The organism is Streptomyces sp. NPDC033221, assembly GCF_055577005.1.
In genome coordinates this window covers 23234-45608 of sequence record NZ_JBVIQN010000025.1, presented here as the reverse complement: position 1 = coordinate 45608, position 22375 = coordinate 23234, and the positions used below count along the sequence as shown (strand labels likewise).

At 71.0% G+C, this 22375-nt stretch carries 23 protein-coding genes; 16 read left to right on the top strand and 7 right to left on the bottom strand.

What is annotated here, in order from left to right:
• Positions 1–2: 2 nt before the first annotated feature.
• Positions 3–620 carry a TOPRIM nucleotidyl transferase/hydrolase domain-containing protein gene (locus tag ACZ53K_RS28120; protein WP_468841848.1) on the bottom strand — a complete coding sequence of 206 codons (618 nt, stop codon included), beginning with the start codon at positions 618–620 and terminating at the stop codon, positions 3–5.
• A 235-nt stretch (positions 621–855) separates the two neighbouring features.
• Between ACZ53K_RS28120 and ACZ53K_RS28115 the strand changes: the two genes are divergently transcribed.
• The 6 genes from ACZ53K_RS28115 (at position 856) to ACZ53K_RS28090 (ending at position 5616) form a co-directional block, all read left to right on the top strand.
• Complete coding sequence (locus ACZ53K_RS28115) at positions 856–1596, top strand: haloacid dehalogenase type II (RefSeq protein ID WP_468841713.1); 741 nt, start codon at positions 856–858, stop codon at positions 1594–1596.
• A gap of 191 nt (positions 1597–1787) precedes the next feature.
• Positions 1788–2786 (top strand): acyl-CoA dehydrogenase, encoded by a 999-nt coding sequence (locus ACZ53K_RS28110; RefSeq protein WP_468841711.1) that lies wholly within the window; start codon positions 1788–1790, stop codon positions 2784–2786.
• Positions 2783–3532: a PIG-L deacetylase family protein gene (locus tag ACZ53K_RS28105; protein ID WP_468841709.1), complete on the top strand. Its 750-nt coding sequence runs from the start codon at positions 2783–2785 to the stop codon at positions 3530–3532. The genes ACZ53K_RS28110 and ACZ53K_RS28105 overlap by 4 nt, the downstream gene beginning before the upstream one ends.
• Positions 3529–4164 (top strand): SAM-dependent methyltransferase, encoded by a 636-nt coding sequence (locus ACZ53K_RS28100; protein WP_468841707.1) that lies wholly within the window; start codon positions 3529–3531, stop codon positions 4162–4164. Before ACZ53K_RS28105 ends, ACZ53K_RS28100 begins: the two co-directional genes overlap by 4 nt.
• On the top strand, positions 4161–4904 hold the full coding sequence (locus ACZ53K_RS28095) for a glycosyltransferase (protein WP_468841705.1): 744 nt from the start codon (positions 4161–4163) through the stop codon (positions 4902–4904). Before ACZ53K_RS28100 ends, ACZ53K_RS28095 begins: the two co-directional genes overlap by 4 nt.
• Positions 4905–5082: 178 nt before the next feature.
• The gene (locus tag ACZ53K_RS28090) at positions 5083–5616 is read left to right on the top strand and encodes a hypothetical protein (RefSeq protein WP_468841703.1); all 534 of its coding nucleotides are present in this window, start codon (positions 5083–5085) and stop codon (positions 5614–5616) included.
• 97 nt (positions 5617–5713) lie between these two features.
• On the opposite strand, the gene ACZ53K_RS28085 is transcribed toward ACZ53K_RS28090, so the two are convergent.
• A complete protein-coding gene (locus ACZ53K_RS28085; RefSeq protein ID WP_468841701.1) occupies positions 5714–6436 on the bottom strand; it encodes a PhzF family phenazine biosynthesis protein in 723 nt (240 codons plus the stop codon).
• Between ACZ53K_RS28085 and ACZ53K_RS28080 the strand changes: the two genes are divergently transcribed.
• The 3 genes from ACZ53K_RS28080 to ACZ53K_RS28070 all read left to right on the top strand — a co-directional run bounded on the left by ACZ53K_RS28080 (position 6435) and on the right by ACZ53K_RS28070 (position 8707).
• On the top strand, positions 6435–6776 hold the full coding sequence (locus ACZ53K_RS28080) for a hypothetical protein (RefSeq protein ID WP_468841699.1): 342 nt from the start codon (positions 6435–6437) through the stop codon (positions 6774–6776). The two genes, ACZ53K_RS28085 and ACZ53K_RS28080, sit on opposite strands and share 2 nt — an antisense overlap.
• Before the next feature lie 344 nt (positions 6777–7120).
• The gene (locus tag ACZ53K_RS28075; RefSeq protein WP_468841697.1) at positions 7121–7981 is read left to right on the top strand and encodes an rRNA adenine N-6-methyltransferase family protein; all 861 of its coding nucleotides are present in this window, start codon (positions 7121–7123) and stop codon (positions 7979–7981) included.
• 282 nt (positions 7982–8263) lie between these two features.
• Positions 8264–8707 (top strand): hypothetical protein, encoded by a 444-nt coding sequence (locus ACZ53K_RS28070; protein WP_468841695.1) that lies wholly within the window; start codon positions 8264–8266, stop codon positions 8705–8707.
• Here ACZ53K_RS28070 and ACZ53K_RS28065 read toward each other — a convergent pair.
• Complete coding sequence (locus ACZ53K_RS28065) at positions 8697–9161, bottom strand: STAS domain-containing protein (RefSeq protein ID WP_468841693.1); 465 nt, start codon at positions 9159–9161, stop codon at positions 8697–8699. The genes ACZ53K_RS28070 and ACZ53K_RS28065 overlap by 11 nt on opposite strands.
• Before the next feature lie 132 nt (positions 9162–9293).
• Between ACZ53K_RS28065 and ACZ53K_RS28060 the strand changes: the two genes are divergently transcribed.
• Positions 9294–9641, top strand: a complete 348-nt coding sequence (locus ACZ53K_RS28060; protein ID WP_468841691.1) for a helix-turn-helix transcriptional regulator — start codon at positions 9294–9296, stop codon at positions 9639–9641.
• A gap of 64 nt (positions 9642–9705) precedes the next feature.
• Here the strand turns inward: ACZ53K_RS28060 and ACZ53K_RS28055 are convergent, their stop codons facing one another.
• On the bottom strand, positions 9706–10446 hold the full coding sequence (locus ACZ53K_RS28055; RefSeq protein WP_468841689.1) for a class I SAM-dependent methyltransferase: 741 nt from the start codon (positions 10444–10446) through the stop codon (positions 9706–9708).
• A 132-nt stretch (positions 10447–10578) separates the two neighbouring features.
• On the opposite strand from ACZ53K_RS28055, the gene ACZ53K_RS28050 reads away from it, so the two are divergent.
• Complete coding sequence (locus ACZ53K_RS28050) at positions 10579–11301, top strand: MBL fold metallo-hydrolase (protein ID WP_468841687.1); 723 nt, start codon at positions 10579–10581, stop codon at positions 11299–11301.
• Positions 11302–11349: 48 nt separating this feature from the next.
• Here the strand turns inward: ACZ53K_RS28050 and ACZ53K_RS28045 are convergent, their stop codons facing one another.
• Complete coding sequence (locus ACZ53K_RS28045; protein WP_468841685.1) at positions 11350–12321, bottom strand: LuxR C-terminal-related transcriptional regulator; 972 nt, start codon at positions 12319–12321, stop codon at positions 11350–11352.
• Positions 12322–12594: 273 nt separating this feature from the next.
• Here ACZ53K_RS28045 and ACZ53K_RS28040 point away from each other — a divergent pair, with 273 nt between their 5' ends.
• The 3 genes from ACZ53K_RS28040 to ACZ53K_RS28030 are packed head-to-tail and all read left to right on the top strand — an operon-like array spanning position 12595 to position 15755.
• Positions 12595–13689: an alpha/beta hydrolase gene (locus tag ACZ53K_RS28040; RefSeq protein WP_468841683.1), complete on the top strand. Its 1095-nt coding sequence runs from the start codon at positions 12595–12597 to the stop codon at positions 13687–13689.
• A 51-nt stretch (positions 13690–13740) separates the two neighbouring features.
• Positions 13741–14583, top strand: a complete 843-nt coding sequence (locus ACZ53K_RS28035) for a chymotrypsin family serine protease (RefSeq protein ID WP_468841681.1) — start codon at positions 13741–13743, stop codon at positions 14581–14583.
• Positions 14584–14636: 53 nt separating this feature from the next.
• The gene (locus tag ACZ53K_RS28030; protein WP_468841679.1) at positions 14637–15755 is read left to right on the top strand and encodes a trypsin-like serine peptidase; all 1119 of its coding nucleotides are present in this window, start codon (positions 14637–14639) and stop codon (positions 15753–15755) included.
• Between the two features lie 87 nt (positions 15756–15842).
• Here ACZ53K_RS28030 and ACZ53K_RS28025 read toward each other — a convergent pair whose 3' ends face one another.
• On the bottom strand, positions 15843–16943 hold the full coding sequence (locus tag ACZ53K_RS28025) for a serine hydrolase domain-containing protein (RefSeq protein ID WP_468841677.1): 1101 nt from the start codon (positions 16941–16943) through the stop codon (positions 15843–15845).
• Between the two features lie 176 nt (positions 16944–17119).
• Entirely contained in the window at positions 17120–18064 is a 945-nt protein-coding gene (locus ACZ53K_RS28020; RefSeq protein WP_468841675.1) for a LysR family transcriptional regulator, read from the bottom strand.
• 254 nt (positions 18065–18318) lie between these two features.
• Between ACZ53K_RS28020 and dnaE the strand changes: the two genes are divergently transcribed.
• Complete coding sequence (gene dnaE / locus ACZ53K_RS28015) at positions 18319–21915, top strand: DNA polymerase III subunit alpha (protein WP_468841673.1); 3597 nt, start codon at positions 18319–18321, stop codon at positions 21913–21915.
• Entirely contained in the window at positions 21912–22298 is a 387-nt protein-coding gene (locus ACZ53K_RS28010; protein ID WP_468841671.1) for a DUF6300 family protein, read from the top strand. The genes dnaE and ACZ53K_RS28010 overlap by 4 nt, the downstream gene beginning before the upstream one ends.
• Positions 22299–22375: the final 77 nt, after the last annotated feature.

Here is a 22375-nt window from a genome sequence, read left to right as displayed (position 1 = left end):
ACTCACAGACTCGTCAGCAGGTCGTCGAGCGGAAGCGGTACCTGTCCGGGGTCGAGGGCCTCGGCGAGGAGGCGGCCGTAGCGGATCTTGCGGCCCTTCTTCGTGCCGAGGAAGCGTCGTAGCTGCTGGTGCTGTGGCCGTCCGTGCTGTGCGGGCTGGCGCTGGAAGGTCTGCCAGGCGCGGAGGTCGTCCTCGGCCCGGATGATCTCCTCGACCCTTGCCGTGCCCAGTGCGCGGATCAGCTCGTCCTCCAGGTCCGTCACGCACACGAAGAAGTTCCGGCGTGGCGCCCGTGCCCGCTGCAGGCCGCGGTCGTAGAAGCGCTGTTCGCCTTCGTCGCACAGTCCTGCCAGGCGCAGGCCGAGGCCGGGCGGTCCGAGGAGTCCGGCGTAGCGGCCGACGCTCATGGCTCCGCCCATCGGTACGACGCACACGCCCTCGGCGGTCAGGTCCCGGCCGCGCCGATCGGCCAGCGCCTCGACGGCCGCCAGGTCGCTCGGCCCTTCCAGCAGCACCGCTGTCCGTACCCGCAGTCGCCCAGCCAGGTCGTTCGCCGGCCCGCCGGGGCCGCCGGCCGCCCAGCCGGTGACCGCGTCCCGGAATGCCCGCATGTCCGCCATGTCCGCCATGGAGTGAGTCTGCACTTCGGGCGGCGGCTCGGCACGGGATATTCGCCGGCGTCACCCGGTATGCCCGGTGATACGAAACCGGTCTTGGGGTCTCGTCGGTCGGCCGGCCGCCTGACGGGGCGTGAGGTTCTGGTGTGGAGGGCGGGGAATTGGGGTGGCGTTCCGCTGTGTTCGGCCCATGGCTACGTCCTCACGTGCCCCTTGAACAGGTCGGGAGATGCCCCTCATGCCGGAGCTGAAGATCGAAGCCGTCGTATTCGGCATCCTCGGTACGCTCGTTGACGAACCCGCCGGTATCCGCGCGGGCATCTGCGAGCTCGCCCCGTCGCTCGACGAGCCCGGGGTCGAGCGGCTGCTGTCGCTGTGGCAGCGGCACGTCGACCGCGAGCAGCGTCGCATCCTCGACGGTGCCCGGCCCTACCTGACGAGCGACGCGCTTGACCTGGAGGCCGCCCGGTCGGTGGCCGACGCCGCCGGAGTCGACGATCCGGCTGCCGTGGCGGCGCTGGCCGCGTCGGGCCGCCGGCTCCCGCCGTGGCCCGACATCGTGGCAGGGCTCGCCCGGCTCGCCGAACGGTTCCCGCTGATCGGCCTCTCCAACGCGAGCAGGGCGGCGCTGCCGGCTCTCAACGCCCACGCCGGGCGGCGCTGGCACCAGGCCCTGTCCGCCGAGGACGCCCGGTCCTACAAGCCCGATCCGGCCGTCTACGAACTGGCCGTCACCGTCTCCGGAGCAGCGCCGGAGCGACTGCTGATGGTCGCCACCCACGCGTGGGACCTGCGCGCGGCCCAGGCTCACGGCTTGCGTACGGCCTACGTCGCCCGTCCCGTCGGCGACCCGCCCACTTCCTCGGACCGGTTCGACCTGTACGCCGACGACCTGGCTGATCTGGCCGACCAGCTCGACAGGGCGTGTGTTTGCGCAACCGTAGTGGTGCGTTTACGGAGAGTGGCGAAGGGTGGGTGAGGTCGGGTGGTGGCGTCGGTGGTTCCGGGCGGGACACGTGTGACGGGTGGCGCGGACGGAGGCTGAGCGCAGGCGCCGTATAAGAGATCGATTGCGGGGTATTCGGATCGGGCCGGGCCCACGACGACGTGCGGGCCGGGAATTCCTGGAGGCGACTGCCGGTCACGGCCGTGAGAAAGGTGGGACGTGGCGTGAATGTGGGCCTGGAGACGAGACTCGTTCCGGATGCCGAAGAGGTGCGGCGGTCGGTGGCGGAACGATTCCGCGCCTGGGTGGACGCGGGGGCGCGGGAGCTGCCGCTGCCGGGTGCGGGACGGACTCGTGATCGTTTCGCCGCCTTGTACGCGCTGGGCCGCACCGACCTGTCGCTGGCCCGGCTGGCGGAGGGCCATGCCGATGCCACAGCCATCCTGAACGAGCTGGGGGAGACGGCACCCGGCCCCGGCGAGCGCTGGGGGGTGTGGGCCGCGCAGCCGCCCGGCACCGGCCTCCAAGCGCGCCAGGAGGGCGATCGGTGGCTGCTGGAAGGCCTCAAGGCGTACTGCTCGGGAGCGCACTCCTGCACCCACGGCCTGGTCACGGCCGACACCACGGAGGGGCGCAGGCTCTTCGCCGTCAGCACCGACCACCCCGGTTACGAACCGCTGGAAGGCACCTGGCAGGCCATCGGCATGGCGGGCAGCGACACCCCCGACGTGCGCTTCACGGCGGTGCCGGGCCGGCCGGTCGGCGGCGTGGGGGCCTATCTGGACCGGCCGGGGTTCCAGCACGGCGGCATCGGAGTCGCCGCCTGCTGGCTCGGCGGGGCCCGGGCGGTCGCCGACACACTGCAGGCGGGTGCCCGTACGCAAGACCCGCTGACCGCCGCGCACCTGGGCGCGGTGGACGTGGCGCTGCACGCGGCGGAGACCGTGCTGTGGGAGGCCGCGCGGGCCATCGACGCCGATCCGCTGGACCGCTCGGACACCGCCCGGCTGCGCAGCCTGCGGGTACGGGCGATCGCGGAACGGGCCTGCAGCGACGTACTGGACCGGGTCGGGCGGGCGACCGGCGCCGGGCCGCTGTGCCACGACCCGCGCCACGCCCGTAATGCCGTCGACCTGACGGTGTACATCCGCCAGCACCACGCCGACCGCAACCTCGCGGAACTCGGGGTCCTGGTCGGGCCGGAAGCGGGGCCGCGAAAGTGATCGGCTCCTTCGACCGTGAGGCCGCTGCCGGGGCGATCGACGCCCCCGGGACCCCGGAAGAGCAGTGGGCGGCCTGGTCCGGGCTGGCGCGGCTGCCCGTCACCCGGCCGCCGTCCGGGCCCGTCGTGGTGGTCGCCGCCCACCCCGACGACGAGGTTCTGGGGTTCGGCGGCACGATGGCCCAGCTCACGAGTGAGGTCCACGTCGTGACCGTCACCGACGGGGAAGGGTCGCACCCGCACCTGGAGGCGGGCAGGATCGCCGCGCTGCGTGCGGCCGAGCTGGAGCGCGCGCTCGGTGAGCTGGCCCTGCACCGACACCGTACGTACCGGCTGCACATCCCCGACACCGGTGTCGACGCCCATGAGGCGCAGCTGACACGGGAGCTCGGCACGGTGCTGCGGGAGACCGGTGCCGCGCTGTGCGTCGCGCCGTGGACGGGCGACCTGCACGCCGACCACGAGGCGGCGGGGCGGGCCGCGGCCGCTGCCGCCCGGCAGACCGGCACGCCGCTCTGGCACTACCCGATATGGATGTGGCACTGGGCGTCGCCCGACGACCCACGGGTGCCGTGGTCCGCCGCCCGCCGGCTGCCGCTGCCGCCCTCGGCGCAGGCGCGTAAGCAGGCGGCGATCCACCGGTTCACCAGCCAGATCGCTCCGCTCGGTGCGGACCAGGACGAGGTGATCCTGCCGCCCGGTGAACTCGCCCACCACATGCGCCCCTTCGAGGTGGTCTTCACATGAGAACGAACCGGGACCGGGCCACGCCCCCGTCCTACTTCGACACCATGTACGCCGGGTCGGCCGACCCCTGGGACCTGGCGGGCCGGTGGTACGAGCAGCGGAAGTACGCCCTGACCGTCGCCGCGCTGCCCCGCCGCCGCTACCGAAGCGCCTTCGAGCCGGGCTGCTCCGTCGGCGTCCTGACCAGGCTGCTCGCCGGGCGGTGCGGGAAGGTGCTGGCCGCCGACCGGGTTCCGGCGGCGGCCGAAGCGGCCGCCCGGCGCAACGAGGACCAGCCGCACGTCGAGGTACGGCCCATGGCGATACCGGACGAGTGGCCTGAAGAAACGTTTGATCTGATCGTGCTCTCGGAACTGCTGTACTACTTCGACGACGCCACGCTCCACGACATCCTCCAGCGGACCGTGGACAGCCTCCAGCCCGGCGGAACCCTCGTCACCGTGCACTGGGACCACCCGGTCGAAGACCACCTCCGTACCGGCACCCAGCTCGCCCCGCTGTTCACCGCGGTGCCCGGACTCGCCCCCGTCACCCGGCTGAACGACGCCGACTTCGTGCTGCAGACCTTCACCCGGCGACTGCCGGACGGCAGCGCCGCCCCCGCACCCGCGGCAGCCGAGGGGCTGGTGTGAACCACCCGGCACTTCCCCCGACAGCCCTCGTGGTCGCGGTCCCCGCGCACAACGAGGCCGCGGCCCTGCCGTCCGCACTGCACGCCTTGCGCAGGGCCGCTCAGCACCCCGAACTGGCGGCCCGGCGGGTGCCCGTGGTGACCGTGGTCGCGGCCGACGCCTGCACCGACGCCACCGCGTCACTCGCCCGACGGCACGGCGCGCACGTAGTGGAACTGGCAGAGCGCAACGTCGGCGCGGCCCGCGCCGCCGCCATCGCCCACGGTCTCGGCCTCCTCGGACCCGCCGCCGCGGACCGGGCCTGGATCGCCACCACCGACGCCGACACGCTCGTACCCGCCAGCTGGCTGACCCACCAGGTCGAACAGGCCGCTGCCGGATGGGACTGCGTGGTCGGCACCATACGTGTGGCCCCGCACCCCACACTGAGCGCAGCGGTCGCCCGACAACACCACACGCTGTACTTCGCCGGACGGCCGGAACGCGACCGCCCCTGGGCCCACCCGCACGTACACGGCGCCAACCTGGGAGTCGCGGCCGACGCGTACCACCGCGCAGGAGGATTTCCCGCGCTCGTGCACAGCGAAGACCACGCCCTGGTAAAGGCTCTGGAACGCGTCGGCGCCCGCATCCTCAGAACGGACCGCTGCCCGGTCCGCACCTCCGGCCGTACGGACCCCCGTGCCACCCACGGCTTCGGCACGTACCTGCAACAACTAGCCCTTACGCCGGCCGGCTGACCGCCGGCCAGACAAGGTGAAGGCGGACATTTGCCGCTCCACCGTGGGCGTTAGTGAAGCGTTAGCCGTACGGCGACAGATCATCAGCGGGATTCGGCAGTCTCGTTCTCAGCAAGCCGGAACACCGCTCGACGAGGCTCGGCTCCGCTCGACATCGCATGGAAAGAACGGGGACAACATGTCGCACCGCACCACACTCCGCCACGCCCGCAAGGCCGCCGCCGCCATGGTGATCACCGTTGCCGCCCTGGGGCTCACCGCCTGCCAGGAGGACGGCCGGGCCGGCGCGGCGTCCTCGTCCGCCGCTGCGAGCGCCCCGCAGCCCGGCAGTTCCACCGCCAAGGCCACCCAGGGGTCCGGCGACGGCGCCCAGTCGGGTGCGTCGTCGAAGAAGACGGACGGCCGGGGCACGTCGGCGGGTACCCCCAAGAAGTCCGGGGAGAAGTGCACCGACCAGATCAACTACGCGGGGGACCCGCGGTCGAACGCCGACATCAACTCGATCGGCGAGCAGACGGGCCGCTGCCCGGTGCCGGAGAAAGCGGACGGCGGTGGCGCGTCCTCGGGTGCCACCAAGCCGTCGGGCACCCCCAAGAAGCCCGGGGTGAAGTGCACGGACCAGATCAACTATGCGGCCGATTCGCGGTCCAACGCCGAGATCAACTCGGTGGGCGAGGAGACGGGTCACTGCCCGCCGGTCCGGCAGAAGTAAGGAAGCCGGCGCCGGTCCGCGACTCCGCGCGGTCGACCGTCCCCGCACCGCCGCGGCGGCCCGAACGGGCTGCCGCGGCGGTGCGTCCGCGTACTCCTCAGCCCAGGCCGTAAGCCCGGCCCACCTCCACGGCCACCTTCTCGGCGGGCGGTTGCACCACGCACCGGCCGCCGAGTTCGACCAGGCCGCCACCGGCCGGGGAGGTGCGGATGACCGAGCCCCGGCCGTGCAGGACCCGCAGCGGACGCTCGTGTTGGAGGGTGAGCAGCATCGACGCGCTGCCGCACGCCTCGTCCTCGCCCTTGCCGATACGCGGGGCCCACAGCCGTGCGCGGACCTCGCCGGCGGCCTCGTCCGTCCAGGCCCAGACCTGGGTGAAATCTTCCCCGGCGGGCAGTTCGGTCAGTGCGTCGATCTCCGCGGCGGACGTCATCCGCAGATGCCGCCACGGTTTGGACCAGGTGGCGGGGGCGGTGAGCCAACAGATGCCCGCGTCGTCACGGCGGCAGGCCACCGGTCCGGCCTCCGGGACGATCTCCTCGACCGTGTGTCCCAGGTGGTGAAGGGCTTCGAGCGTGCCGAGCACGGGGTGGCCGCCGAACCGGATCGGCAGCCCGTAGGAGCCGTGGATCGCGATCTGCGCGCGCCGCGCGGGCGGGGAGCGCACGAAGGCGACCGCGGGGATGCCGAGCCGGTCGGCCAGTTCCTGCCGCCGGTCCTGGGGGAGCCCCCCGTCGTTCGGTTCCCTCACGACGAGTACGGGATTCCCGAACTCCCCGTCGTCGTCGACGAAGGCGCGTACCAGTAAGCAGTCCACCATGGCCATCTCCTCATGTCCTCATGCGCTGTTGGAGCGGGTGTTCCGGCAGAGCATGCCGCATCGGAGGATCTTGTGGGCCGCCGCCTGGCGGCGGCGGAGGCCGCGCTCGGGCCTGCGGGACCGCGATGCCGCCGCCCGCACCGCCGAGGCCGCCGAGGCCGCCGCGGCGGCCTCGGCGGCCGGAGCCGGCGCGCTGGTCCTCACCGTGGACGCCCCTTACCTCGGGGCGAAACCCCGCATACGGCGCCCCCTGCCGCTCCCGGACAACGACCTGACCCGCGCCGTCGGCCTCCACACCCGCGGCCCCGGCCAGGAACAGGACCCCTCGACCGGACCGTGACACGGAGGGGCCGGGCAACCTGTGCGGCGAGCCGGACGCGGTAAGCGGTCACTGCTCGTTTCGCCTCGGCCGGTCCTGCTCCCTGCCGCACCCGTCGGTACACCATCGGGTGCGGCCTCAGCGATGTGGTGGTGTTTCCCGGGCGGGCGCAGGAGACTGGTGGTGGTGCATCCGGTCGTCCGGTCGTCCGGTCATTCCGAGGGAGTTGTGGTGGCGCATCGGCAGGAGCAGAACGGGCAGGTCGGCGGGGAGCATGCGAGTCCGGGGGATCCGGGCAATCCGGTGCCGGAGGATGATGCCCCGCCGCAGGACGAGGGCGACGAGTAGCCCGGCCCCGGGCCGGGATGGTGGACGCGGCGTCGCTGCGGCAAGCGTGCGCGGCGGCGATCGACGGGTACGACGGCGGGTACTTCCACGGCCGTGACTGGCTGCGTACCGCATTCCTGGCGGTGCCGCGGGAGGGTTTCGTCCCGGACCGGGTCTGGTGGCCCAACCCGCAGGACGGGCACTACCCGTTGCTGGACCGCACCGTACGGCCGCGCCAGTGGCTCCGGGCCGTCTACCGCCCGCTGACCGCGCTGATCACGCAGATCGACGACGGCCGGGTGCGGCCCGAGGACGGGCCCGCCGCCGGCGGAAGTTTCACCAGTTCCGTCTCCTGCAGCGCCGTCATCGTCGACATGCTGCATCACCTCGACCCGCAGCCGCACGAGAAGATCCTGGAGATCGGTACGGGCAGCGGCTACACCACCGCGCTGCTCGCCCACCGCGTCGGCGCACGCAACATCGTCACCATGGAGATCGACGACGCCCTGGCCCAGCGGGCCTCCGACAACCTCGCCGCGCTCCGACTGATCCCGCACACCGTGGTCGGGGACGGTGAAGCGGGCTACGCCGCGGCCGCGCCGTACGACCGGATCCTGTCCACGGCCGCCGTCCGCCGTATCCCCGCGGCCTGGCCACGGCAGGTGCGTCCCGGGGGCGTCATCGTCACCCCGCTCGACACGCCCTACAACACCGACGCCCTGCTCAGGCTCGTCTGTGACGGCCGCGGCAACGCCACCGGCCACCTCATCAAGGCCGTCTCCTTCATGAAGACCCGGGCCCAGCGCTCCCGCCGCTCCTACAAGGACCTCGGCTGGCCCGAATGGAACGACCATCACGTCACCATCGGCCCCGAGGGGCAGCACATCCGCACCAAATGACCGGCGGCAGCCGGTGTATCCCCACGGGGCCGACGCCGCCAACCGGCAACCGGCCATTGGCCGGAAGGCCCGAATGGGCGGCCCCGGAGCACCCCGTGGACGCCGTTCCGTACCCCGCATCCCAGGAGTCACGGGCCGGCACGGAGCGGCCGGTCGATCCGCGCCGTAGTCCGCATGGCGGCATTTGGTGGTGTACGGCGGCCGGGCGGCGCACCGATGGTGGGACGGCGCCTCAGAGCGCCTCGTCAGTACCGCCGGCCAACCGAGAGAGGAACACCTCCCATGGCTCCCGTCCCGGTGAACCCTGGTATCTACAAGATCCACGCCCACATCATCGGCCCCTCGGCCGTGCTGTCGGCCACCGAGTACGCCACCAAGAACGGCGCTCCCGTCATCACCGACCGCCTGCAGCCGTTCTCGGACGAGCAGGAATGGATCATCGAGCCCTTCGAGCCCGTCCCCGGGTCGCCGTACGTGATCCACCTCGCCCAGCACGAGTCGGCGGGCCTCGTGCTCCACGAGGACAAGCTCTTCGTCAACGCCGTACCGCGCGGCGAGTGGGCGAAGTTCACCTTCGAGAGGGTCCTCGGCGGGGTCAAGATCCTGTCGGACAAGGGCCTCGCCTTCCGCTCCAGTCACCGTGGCGCGCAGATCGTTCTGGTGCCGCCGAAGCCGGACTTCCAGGAGACGTGGACGCTGCAGTTCGAGAGCTCGCTCAACGCGTAGTGCGGGCCGGTCCGGGCGTCCGGCCCGTCGGGTCCGGACGCCTTGGCCGGGAGTCGCCGAACAGACCGCGGGTGCCGGTCAGGTCCAGGATCTGTTCGATGGCGCGGCTGCTGGTGCGGATGGTGACGGTCTTGTTCTGGTTCAGGGCCCGGCTGCGCAGCCGCAGCAGCGTGCCCAGGCCGACGCAGTCGCAGAAGTGCACGGCGTCGAGGTGCAGGTCGAGACCGTGAACGGCGTGGCCGAGGGCCGCGCGCAGGGCCGGTTCGGCGTGCCGGCCGGATTCCAGGTCGAGTTCTCCCCGGACCGTGACGTCGGCGCGGTCACCGGCCGCGGCCACCTCGACGGCCACCAGATACGGCTCAAGGCTTCCCGGTGCCGCCGTGGCGACGCGCCCGGTGCCTTGCCCCGTGCGGGGGAATGCGCTGTTTGCGGACTCCGGCATGGCCTGTGACATGGCCGTCCTCTTCCTTGTCGGCTCACCTGCCTCCGCATCCAGGCTCGGCCACCGGCTCACACCCGTCAAGCAATACATGAAGAATATTACGTGCATCTGGGTGCGCGAATTGCTGATCGGTAGGATCGGCGCATGAATGACGTGCCCGCGCCGCACGCCGGATGGACGTTCGTGACGAACCACGCCCGGGTGCTGGCCGCCATCGCCGACAATCACCATGCCCGCATCCGCGACATCGCGGCTCACTGCCGGCTGACCGAACGCGCCGTCCAGAAGATCATCGCCGACCTGGAGGGCGACGGTTACCTCACCCACGTCCGCGAAGGGCGCGCCAACGCCTACCACATCGAACCCGGCAAGATCCTGCGGCACCCGGCCGAAGCCGGACTGAGTGTGGCCTCGCTGCTCTCCCTGCTCGTCCAGGACGAAGCGGACCGCACGACACTCCCCGGCGAGGACCACCGGCCCGGCGCGACCTGACCTCGGCCCGCCCGCCCGCCTGCCTGTCCGCCCCGGCCACTGGTGCGCACCGGCCGATCGGCCGTCAGGCGCGGCAGCGCAGCATCTCCAGTGGGGGATTGGCGAGGCAGTCCGCCCAGAAGTCCGCACCGAACTCGCGCACACCGGCGTCGGAGATCTCCAGCGGCACCCAGGTCACCTTGCCGAACCCGGCTGCCCGCACACACTGTTCGTAGACCTCGCGGCGCGGGCAGGCCCCGACGAACGAGATCGGCGGGTCGAGCAGCGCGGTGATCCGTACGCGCGGCCCGGTCTCGATCTCCTCGCCGGTCGGCTCGCAGAGAAAGCCGTACTTGGCCAGTGACGGCCCGTCGAAGCGGTAGTCCGGCCGCTGGGCGAGCGCGAAGAACTCGGCGCCGGGCTGCAGACTCCGGTGCACGGTGCGGCACATCCGCTCCATCGCGGCGACGTCCGGCGCGTAGTTGAGCAGCTGAACCCCCGTGGCGACATCGAAGCGCCGCCCAAGGGGCCGCAGGTCCGCCACATCGCCCACCTCGTAGCGCACCCCCAGCGGATCACGCTCCTCGAAGGCCCGTGCCACGGCGACCATTTCACCGGAGATGTCGACTCCGAACACCTCTGAAGCGCCGCGCCGCTTGAACTCCCTGCTGTAGAAGCCCGTGCCGGAAGCCAGGTCGAGGACCGACTTGCCGCGTACGTCCCCGACCATGGCCAGGAAGCTGGGCACCTCCCCGTACCGCGCCAGTGGCAGGGTCTTGAAGCCCTCGAACGCCTCGCCGATCTCGTCGTACTGCTGCACGCTCACCGCGCTGTCCTCCTCCGCGCTTCGTCATGTCTCCGACGCGGCTGCCTCCCGGGGCGCGCCGCTGCCGTTGGCGGGCAGTCTTCCCGCACCCCGGCGAGCCGTCGTACCGGCGGAAGCCACAAAGATGCGGGCGTGGCCCCGGCGTCCCGTACGAGTCGGGGTGCGCGTACGGGCGTACGGACCCTGGTCATCGACCTCATCGAGAACACCGCACCGCTGTACTCGGACGAGACCTTCCCCCCGGCCTCCCGCCCCGGGGAGACGATGGCGGCGTTGGTGACGCACCTGCACACCGATCACGCCGACCCGGTGGCGATCCGCAAGGCGCTCGCCCCCGGCGCGCCCGTGTACCGGCCCGAGCCGGTCACCGGGCCGGACGACGACCTCAAGTGGACGTGTGAAGCGGAGGCTTCGCTCCGCGACCACGGCGTGGCGAGCGAGGTCGTGTGGCCGTGGGAGGAGCGCACCGTCGGCCCGTTCCGTATCGGCGCGGGGCCTTCCCTCGACGGGCTGGGGGACCCGCAGCTCTCCTGGGTGGTCGAGTGCGCCGGCCTGCGCGTCTTCCATGGCGGGGACACCATCTTCCACCACACCTGGGCCGAGATCGGCGGTCTCGGCCACGAGCGCCACCCGCTCGTGGCCGAGGCGGTACGGGAACACAAAACCCTGCTCCGCGCCTACTTGACCGAACTCGCCGAGGACTACCCCGACGCACGCGGCGTCGGCGAGCAGATCCACATCCTGGTCGAAGGCGCCATGGTGACCTCCTCGCTCCTGGGAGCGGACGCCGCCCGCCCGGCCCGCGACAGCGTCTCGGCCGTACTCACCGCGGCCGACGGCGCGCGCGGGGAGTGAGCGGGGGCGGAGGTTCAGGGGGTTCGGCGGAAGCGGGCTCCGACGTCCTCAGAGCCAGCCGCGCCGTGCCGCCTGAACTCCCGCCTGGAAACGGGTGGTGGCGCCCAGCCTGTCCAGGAGGGCGGCGACACGGCGTACGACGGTACGGCGGCCCACGCCCAGGTGCCTGGCGATCGCGTCGTCGGTGGCCCCACTGGCCATGAGGGTCAGGATCTGGCGGTCCCGGGCGTCGATCTGCGTACCGATGCCCACGGCCGACACCGGAACGGCGAGCCGCCACAGGGACTCGAACACGTTGGACAGCGCCTGGAACAGGCCGGACGGGCGGATCAGAAGCGAGACGACCCCGGGGTGGTCGTCGGCGGCGAGGGTGACCACCGCCAGGTCGCTGTCGCAGATGGCGAGCTTCATGGGCGGATCGTCGAGGGTCCGCGCCTGTTCCCCGGCCTCGATCATGCGGGCCATGTTGGGCCACGCGATGGGGTCGTCGAACGCGGACCCGTGGTAGATGGCCCGGTAGACGACTCCGGCGGCCATCCGCTCGCGCTGCAGCGCTTCCTGCGCGAGGTAATGGTCGGACGTGCCGGAATACGGCGGTACGTCGATGACCCGGATCTGGTGACGCGCCGACTGCTGGAGCTGCCGGCTGACCGCCAGGACGCGCGCGGGGTCCTCGACGACTTCCAGCGCGCCGTAGTGACCGGCGTCCCTCCTGGCGAAACGGTAGAGCCGGTCCAGCTCGGTACCGGTCCGGCGCAAGGCCGTCCGTAAGGCGTCATCGCGTTGCAGCAGCGTCTCGACGACCTGCGTGGGCGGCAACGCGTCCCAAGCGGCCTCCGCGGCCCCGGCGTCCGTCGGCACGACGATGTTCTCGGCGGCGAGTTCCGCGAGCACCGCCCGCACGGCCGTCTCGCTCAGTCCGGCCCGGGCCGCCAACCGTCCGGCGGACTCGCGCGGGTGACCGACCAGGGAGCGGTAGACCCGTCCGCGGTCGGAATCCGGGTCCAGCACGTCGTGCACGACTTCCCCCTCGCCGTACGGAGCCGGTCTGTCCGGCCACCGGAGCCTACTGCGCGGGTAGCGCACTCGCGCCACTGGCCCAACTGCGCCACATGCGCCTATGGCGTCGCGCGGGGCGATGCGATGGGATGCCCGGTGACCGGCTGAACCACCCGCCCCACGGCCTCCAGCCGGCCGTGTCGGTCAACCTGGCCCTCAGCCCACTCCGAAGGCCCCCGGTCCTCCGCCCCGCCCCGAGGACACATCGCCTCCAGCCCACCCCGAGGACACCTGATGAGATCAGCTCTGCCCGCCCGGCTCTCGCGTGCGAAGGCAGCAGTCGTCGCCGTGGCCGCGGCCCTCCTTCTCCTGGGCCTGCCGTCCCCGCGGGCCGAGGCCGCGGGCCCGCTCCCGCCGGAGATGACCGACGGCTTCGGCCTGACCCAGGCCGGCTCCGCCACCGGCTCCGCCACCAACTTCGTGGTCACCGTGACCACACCCGAGGTCGCCGGCGCGCACCGCATCCGGATCCTGCTGCCCCGCGATTACGCCGACAACCCCGGCAAGCGCTACCCGGTGCTGTACTTCCTGCACGGCGCGTCCGACGACCCGGGCAACCCGAACCTGGCCTATCCCGCCCTCACCGCGGCCCAGTCGATGATCACGGTGATTCCGGACGGCGGCCGAAGGGGCTGGTACGCCAGCTGGCTCGACCAGGGTACCGCCGCCGGCGCGCAGAACTGGGAGAACTTCCACATCGGCCAGGTGATCCCGTTCATCGACGCCAACCTCCGTACCGTCGCGGCCAAGAAGGGGCGGGCCGTCGCCGGCCTCTCGATGGGCGGCTTCGGCTCCCTGCACTACGCCCAGCGGCACCCCGGCCTGTTCAGCCAGGTCGCCACGCTCTCCGGCGCCAACGAACTCTCGATGAACCACGCCGTCATGCGCGCGGCCGTCGTCGCCACGCTCACCAATATCGGCGCTCCGCTCTGCGGCAGCTCCAACCCCACGTGCAGCCTCGACTTCGGGCCCCCGGTGTCCAGCGACGCGGTCTTCGGCACGCCGTACCCGATCCTGGGCGCCGACTGGCGCTGGAACGAGGCGGACCCGGTCTCGCACATGGACGTACTGGCCCGGGCCGGGATGGGCGTCTCGATCTACACCGGCAACGGCAAGGGCAGCTCCACCGAGCCGGAATTCTGGGTGCAGTCGGCGTCCCAGCACGCCAAGGAGCGTCTGGACGCGCTCGGTTACCCCTCGCACTACGTGGACTACGGCGACGGTTCCGGCTGGGGCGACACGTGCGACGGCGGCCACACCAGCGGCTGCTGGGCACAGGACCTCGTGGACTTCGTCCCGCGTCTCGAAGCGGCTTTCGCGTCCGCCTGACCTCCCGCTCCCGACCGCACCCGACCGTTCCCGACAGACAGGGTTCCGTACATGATCAAACGACTGTGCGTTCTGCTGCTGAGCCTCACGCTCATCTGGACCGTGGGAGCCGGCGCCGCCCGGGCCGAGGCGGGCAAGCGCGTCCACAACGGGATGCAGATCCTCTTCGGTCCGTCACTGCCGTTCCCCTTCTGCACGATCGGCGCGGTGGGCACCGACAAGTACGGGCACCGGATCGCCATTTCGGCAGGCCACTGCCTGCAGGACCCGGACGGCACGTACGCGGACCGCGAGATCCACGACAACGTGGCGCCCGTGTACGACCGGGCGGACACCGGCTTCGGCCCCATCGGGTATGTGCGCTACTTCAAGGACCCCGAGGGTTCGGGCACGGGGCACATGACCAAGGACTACATGATCATCGAGCTGGTCCCCGAGGTGACGCTCTCCGCGCAGGGCCCCTACCTGAAGCAGACCGGCGAGGTGAAGGTCCCCGGCGGGGCCGTCAGCCCGAACGCACCGCACCCCGCCCTCGACACCGAGCGACTCCTCGCGACCGGAGACAACGAGCTGATCGTCTCGGGCCAGACGGGTGTGTGGTTCGGCACCATCATGGACAACACCGACGGCATCTACCGGTCGGCGGCCGCGAACCTGACGGGCGACTCGGGCGGACCGGCCATCCGGCACGTACCGGGAACCGAACTCCCCTCCCAGGAGAACAACTTCCAGGCCTCGGGACCATGGGCGGGAATCACCAAAGCGATCACCTTGTCCCTGCCGCCGTTCGAGTACACCAGCTCGGCCAACATCCTCGCCGACCTGCGAACCCGGGACCGCGCCGTCCCCGCGGGCGTCTTCGGCGCGGGCTTCGAAGTGACCTCCAACCCGTGAGGCCGGCCGCCGGCACGGACATCCCACGAAACACCCTGAAGGAGGGGAAAGCGTTGCCCATCGGAATGCCGTCACGACGCGCGTTCACCACCGTACTCGGCCTGCTCGCGCTGGTCGCCGCGCTGCTCACCGCGGCGCCCCCGGCCCGGGCGGCCGCGGTCCCCGCGTTCGAACTCAGCCCGCTGGTCCCGGCCGGCGCCGACTACCCGCAGCGGCTGCGGGCCGAGGTGGACTACTGGACCCTCGGGAAGATGGCCGACGCCGGCCTCAACAACGAGGACCGGGACGCGACCGCGCCCCCCGGAGGCTGGGACGATCTCAGCAAGCCGTGGCCCCGGAAGCAGGGGCTGGTCTCGCGCACCGCCGGAAAGATCTTCATGGAGTACACGGACGTGGAGACCGGCGCCGTCTCGACGTCCTCGTGCTCCGGCAACGTGGTGACCAGCGCCAACCGCAGCGTCGTGCTGACCGCCGCGCACTGCCTGCGCATCCACACCCCGCTCAATGTGGGTTTCGGGAACGTCGTCGCCACCAACATGGTCTTCATACCGGGGTTCAACGGCGCCGGCCTGCCCCGTGACACGTCCAGCACCAAGCTGCCCGGCAAGGACATCGCCCCGTACGGGGTCTGGGGAGCCACCCGCCAGTGGATCACCAACACCTGGAGCCAGAGCGCCGACTGGCTGCTCGGGCGTGACATGGCCGCGGTCCTGGTGGACAACCCCGACGACCCGCGCCCGATCGAAGAGGTCACCGGAGGCCAGCAGGCCGGCTTCGACCAGCCGCAGAACCAGACCAACCACATCTTCGGCTACCCGACCATCAACGAACGCAACTACTACCGCCCCGGCAACGTGCCCGCCCCCCTCCAGCGGACCTTCGACGGCCGGAGCCTCATGGTCACCCAGGGCACCACGCGAAACGATCCCGTCTACTACAACGACGTGATGGCCGGGGCGCAGTCACCCGGATGCAGCGGAGGTGCGCTGCTGCAGAACTTCGATCCCGTCACGGGTACGGGCCTCCAGGTCGGGGTCTTCTCCCGCTACGACGACCCCGCCCAGATCATCGGCATCCTCGGCTGGGTACAGGGCCCCAACATGAGTTCCACCCACTTCGGCGCCGAGGAACAGGCCGTCTTCAACACCGCCCAGGCGGCGAGCCTGGCGTAGGCCGAAGGGAAAACGGGGGCGGCGAGCCGTCGCGTGGACCCGGCTCCGGCTTCACGCGACGGCCCGCCGGACCCCCGGCGGCGCGGTTCAACGGCACAGGGCCGCGTCCACGACGCCGTCCATACGCTCCTTGACCGCCTGGCTCGGCTGCGTGGTCACGGCGACCCCGGCGGCGCGGCCGTCCTCGGTGACGCCGCCCCGGGTCTCGTACCCCGTCATGCTGCCGCCGTGTCCCCAGTACACGCCGCCGCACGACAGCGGCGTGCTCACGATCCCCAGCCCGTAACGCGCACCGGAGGGGAAGGGGTGACCTGCGGGGACGGTGGTGCGCATCTGGACGCGCTGCGCCTTCGGGAGGAGACGGTCGGACGACAGCGCGGTGAGGAACCGGTTCAGGTCGGAGGTGGTGGACACCATCTGGCCCGCCGCCCAGGCCCAGGAAGGGTCCCATTCCGTGGCGTCGACCAGCGGCGCGCCTGCCGATGCGCGGAAGTACCCCCTGGGGTGGCGCTCCCGGATCGCCACCTCGCCGGGGGCGGGGAAGTAGGTGTGGCGCAACCCGATGCGCCGGATGACGCGCCGGTCGATCTCCGCGGGCAGCGTGCGGCCGGTGACGTGTTCCACGAGCAGGCCCGCCACCAGGTAGTTCGTGTTGCTGTAGGCCCATCGCGCGCCGGGGGAGAAGTCGGCCTGGTGCCGGAGGGCCAGGCCTAGGAGTTCGCGGGGCTCGTAACGGCGGATGTCGTCGCCGAGGTACTTGCTGTAATCGGGCAGACCGCTGGTGTGCTGGAGCAACTGGCGGACGGTGATGTGGCGTCCGTCGATCCCGTCCCCGCGCAGAACACCGGGCAGGTAGCAGTCGACCGGGGTGTCGAGGCCGACCCTGCCTTCGGCGACCAGTTGCAGCACGACCACCGCGGTGAACGTCTTGGTATTGCTGCCGATGCGCACCTGTCCGTCCCGCGGCACCTCCGCGCCGGTGGCCAGGTCGCCGCTTCCCGCGGTGTACGAGCGGATACGGCCCTCGCGGCCTTTGACGGTTGCCAGCGCGGCGGGTACGCCGCCGGTGCGCACCAGCGAGTTCAGGCCCTGCTGAACGGTTTCCGGCCTGGCGGCAGCGTACGACGCGGGCGAGGCCAGGGCGCCCACCGTCAGGATGCCGGCTGCCACCGCGGCCGCGGCCGACACGGCTCTCCGCCGTCCACCCCGCTGCCCGGACGAACGAATTCCTTGCCATGCCTGCTCACGCACGAGCCAACTCCTCCGGGATGGAAAACCGGGACACCAGTGGTACCCGCGGGGCCCAGCATCTCCGGCCGCGGCCGCCCGGAACGATCCTGCTGACCACCCGTCCGCAGGTGGGGCTAACCCCCGGCAGTCGGCCGCACCCACCCCGGTGTCCAGACCCCGCTCCCGGGACGGCCGGGGTAGGCGGAGGCCAGGTGGTCGCGCAGTGCGGTGAGGGCGGGGTGCGGGTTGTCGGTGCGCCAGATCAGTGAGTGCGGGTAGACCGGGGTCGGGTCGCGCAGAGGGATGCGCCGCAGGTCGTGGCCGGCCGGCCAGACCAGTGGGGTCTGCTCGCTGACGAAGGTCGCCAGCGTCGAGGAGTCCGCGATCGTGTCGAGGAGGGGCTCGATACCGAAGTTGGGGCCGACCGCGTCGATGGTGAGACCGAACGTGGCGGCGAGTTCGTCGTAATAGGCGGCCCACTCGGTGCCGGGCAGGTTGCCGGGCATCCAGATCCGGCGCCCGGCGAGCTGGGCGGGGGAGACCGCGCGGGCGGCGGCGAACTCGTGGGCCGGTCCGGTGAACAGGTACAGCGGTTCGTCGAAGACCGCGGTGGCCTCGACGCCGTCAGGGAGCTGCCGGCCCGGCATGGACACGGCGCGGAAGGTCGCGTCGATCGTCCCGGACCGGACGGCGGCGACGGCCGTGTCGAAGTCGAACAGGGTCACGACATCGAGATCGGTCCCGGGATACGCACGGTGGAAGTCGCGCAGCAGACCCGCCACCGAGAGCCGGCGGCCGATCACGTCGACGCGCAAGGCCCGGCGCCCCGGCCGTACGGAAGCGGCCGCCCGTTCCTCGGCCTGCAGGAGAGCCCGGGCGTACGGGAGGAACGCCTGCCCGTCGATGGTCAGCTGGGCCCCGCGGGCCGTACGGCTGAACAGTCGCACGCCGAGGTCCTTCTCCAGCACGGCGATGCGCTTGGACACCGCCTGCGGGGTGATCGACAAGTCGGAAGCGGCTTCTTGGAACTGTCCGGCATCCACGGCGGTGACGAAGGTGCGCACGGCGGTGAGGTCCATGCCGCCCATCCTAGGCGGACAACCAACGGTTGGGTGTGGCCGGGGAAACGGTTGCTTGATCGCAGGCCTCCGCGCTCGATTTGATGTCGTCGGTCAACGCCTGGTTTGGCGCCGGCCTCGCGGAAGGCCGGCGGCCGGGCGCGACGGGCCGTACAGCCGCCTGCCGAAGCCGGTGCGGCCGGCCACCGACAGGGCCACCCTCGCGTCTCGGGCCGGGACGGTGGCCACCCCCTCACCCTGGAGGCGACCCGCACGTGCCGGATTCCTTCGTTCACCTGCACAATCACACCGAATACTCGATGCTGGACGGCGCGCAGAGGCTACGGCCGATGTTCGGCGAGGTGGCCCGGCAGGGGATGCCGGCGATCGCCATGAGCGATCACGGCAACATGTTCGGTGCTTATGAGTTCGCGCAGGTCGCCAAGGGGTTCGAGGGGATCAGGCCGATCATCGGCATCGAGGCGTACGTGGCCCCTTCCTCGCGTTTCGCCCGGAAGCAGGAGTTCTGGGGGCCGGGCGGCCGCCGCGCCGTGAACGCGGACGGTGAGGGGTCGAAGGACGTCTCCGGCGGCGGCCGCTTCACCCACATGACCATGTGGGCACGGAACAGCCAGGGCCTGCGGAACCTGTTCCGGCTCAGCACCCAGGCCAGCTACGAAGGCCAGTTCCCCGCCGGAAAGCCGCGCATGGACCGCGAGCTGATCGCCGGACGGCCGGACGGCATCATCGCCACCACCGGCTGCCCCTCCGGCGAGATCCAGACCCGGCTGCGACTCGACCAGTTCGACGAGGCGAAGGCCGCCGCCGCGGCCTACCAGGAGATCTTCGGCCGGGAGAACTACTTCCTGGAGCTGATGGACCACGGCCTGGACATCGAGCGTACGGTCCGGGACGGCCTGCTGCGCCTGGCCGGGGAACTGGACATCCCCCTCCTGGCCACCAACGACGCCCACTACGTCACCGAGGACCAGGCCGACGCCCACGACAGCCTGCTGTGCATCGGCGTCGGCAAGAACAAGGACGATCCGGGCCGCTTCCGCTTCAGCGGCTCCGGCTATTACCTCAAGAGCGCCGCCGAGATGCGCGCCCTGTTCGCGGAACTCCCGCAAGCCTGCGACAACACCCTGCTGATCGCCGAGCGCATCGAGTCCTACGACGAGGTCTTCGACCATGTCGACGAGATGCCGCGGTTCCCGGACGTCCCCGAAGGCGAGACGCAGGAGTCGTGGCTCCGCAAGGAAGTCCTCGACGGGCTGGCCATGCGCTACGGGACCCCGGTCCCTCAGCACATCCTGGACCGCTTCGAGACCGAGATGACGGTCATCGGCCCCATGGGCTTCAGCTCCTACTTCCTCGTCGTGGCGGACATCTGCCGCCACGCACGGAAGAACAGGATCCCGCTCGGGCCGGGCCGGGGCTCCGCCACCGGCTCCATCGTCGCCTACGCCACCCGCATCACCGAGCTGTGCCCCCTCGAACACGGCCTGCTGTTCGAACGGTTCCTGAACCCCGAGCGCATCAACCCGCCGGACGTGGACCTCGACTTCGACGACCGTCAGCGCGACCGGATGGTCCGCTACGTCACCGAGAAGTACGGCGAGGAGTACACCGCCATGGTCAACACGTTCGGCAGGATCAAGGCCAAGAACGCGATCAAGGACTCCTCCCGCATCCTCGGCTACCCCTACGCCCACGGCGAGCGGATCACCAAGGCACTCCCGCCGGACCAGAACGGCAAGTCCGCCCCGCTGGCCGCCGTCTTCGACGCCTCCCACGAGCGGTACGGCGAAGCCGGCGAGATCCGGCAGCTGTACGACAACGAGCAGGACGTGCGGCGGGTCATCGACACCGCACGCGGGGTGGAGGGTCTCACCCGCGGCACCGGCGTGCACGCCGCGGCGGTGATCCTCTCCAAGACGAAGCTCACCGACCGCATCCCGCTGCACATGCGCGCCGCGGACGGCGTGAAGATCACCGGCTTCGACTATCCCTCCTGCGAAGCCATGGGCCTGATCAAGATGGACTTCCTGGGGCTGCGGAACCTGGGCGTCATCGACCAGGCGATGGAGAACATCCGCGAGAACCGCGGCATCAGCCTGGCCACCGTCGACCCCCTGGACGACGACCCGTCCACCGTCGTGATCCCGCTGGACGACGCCAGGACGTACCGGCTGCTGGCCGAGGGCAACACGCTCGGTGTCTTCCAGCTCGACGGCGGCGGTATGCGCGTCCTGCTGAAGCAGATGGAACCCACTCGCTTCGAGGACATCGCGGCGGTCAACGCCCTGTACCGGCCCGGCCCCATGGCCGCCAACGCGCACACCAATTACGCGCACCGCAAGACCGGCCGCCAGGAGATCACCCCGATCCACCCCGAACTGCGCGAGGCTTTGGAGCCGATCCTCGGCAACACCTTCCATCTGCTCGTCTACCAGGAGCAGATCATGGCCATCGCCCGGGAGCTGGCCGGGTACACCCTCGGCGGCGCTGACCTGTTGCGCCGTGCGATGGGTAAGAAGAAGCCGGAGGTGCTGGCCGCGGAATGGAACAAGTTCCACGACGGAATGCGGAACAACGGATACAGCGAGGAGGCCGTCAAGGCCCTGTGGGACGTCATGCTCCCGTTCTCCGGATACGCGTTCAACAAGTCGCACACCGCCGGCTACGGCCTTGTCTCGTACTGGACCGCCTACCTCAAGGCGAACCATCCGGCCGAGTACATGGCCGCCCTGCTCACCTCGGTCGGCGACGACAAGGACAAGGCCGCGGTCTACCTCGCCGACGCCCGCAAGAACGGCGTCCGCGTCCTCCAGCCCGATGTGAACGAGTCCGTCGCCGAGTTCACCGCCGTCGGCGACGACGTACGGTTCGGGCTGCGGTCCGTACGCAACGTCGGCGACAACGTCATCGAGGCCATCGTCGACGCACGCCGCCGGAAAGGGGAGTTCACCTCCTTCGCCGACTTCCTCGACAAGGCCGATCTGCCCGCGCTGAACAAACGAGCCGTGGAGTCCCTGATCAAGGCCGGTACGTTCGACTCGCTGGAGCACTCCCGCAGAGGCCTCACCGCCGTCCACGAAGAAGCCATCGACGCGATCATTCCCGTGAAGAAAGCGGCGAGTTTCGGCCAGGACGATCTCTTCGTCGACCTGGGCGGAGAAGGAAACAGCGAACCGGCCTTCGGCCTCGACTTCGCCATCGGCGACGCCGAGTGGCCCCGCAGGCAGCTCCTGGCGACCGAACGCGACATGCTCGGCCTCTACGTCTCCGCCCACCCGCTGGACGGCGCCGAACACATCCTCTCCGGCGCCCGGGACTGCTCCATCGCCGAACTGCTCGCCTCCGGCCGTACCACCGGGGACGTACGGCTCTCCGGGCTGATCACCGGCATCCAGCTGAAACTGACCAAACAGGGCAACGCCTGGGCCATCGTGCACCTCGCGGACCGTGACGCCGTCATCGACGTCCTCTTCTTCCCGGCCGCCTATCAGCTCGTGCAGCACGCGCTGGCCGAAGACAACGTCATCTCCGTCAAAGGCAAGATCGAGGACCGGGACGGGACCGTGAATATCTTCGGGAGGGAACTGGCGGTACTGGACGTCTCCTCCGCCGAGCACGGCGGGAGACCGCCCGTGCGGCTCGCCCTCCCCGCCCACCGGATCACCGTACGGTCCGTCCGGGAGCTCAAGCGCATCCTCGCGGACCACCCGGGCGACAGCCCCGTCCACCTCAACGTCCGCAGCCCACGCAGGACGACCGTGTACGCCCTGCGGGCCAAGGTGAACGCCGCCACCGTCGCGTCCGACGTGAAAGGCACCTTCGGTGCCGACGCCTGGGCGGGCCCGGCATGACACCGAAGACCGACGAGGCGGCCGCCGCCGAACTGCGGATTTCCGGGACCGGAACGGCCGCCGCCTGCCCACGCTGCGACACCCCGGTGGTCCTGGTGGCCCGCTACCCTCACTCCTGGCGCAACCGGGCCGGAGAACGGGTCCACGGCTTCACGGAGACGGTTCTCTGCCGGGACTGCGATTCCGGCAGCCCTGCGGCGGCCGGGCTGTTGGCGGAGCCGGCACGGCCGGCAGGGCTTGCCGCAGACGGCCAACTGGGTGCGGTACGCGGTGAAGCGCTCGACGAGCGCGTTCACGACTGGCTGGATACCGTACGCGACCGCATACCGAACCGCGCGGACCTGGACGCGGAGGAGGCTCGGTGGAGAGCCGGCACGCTGTAGCTGCTGGCGGCGGCGGGCCATCGGACAGATGACACAAAAGCGTCCGTGGTCTTTCATGCACCTGTATGACGTAAGAG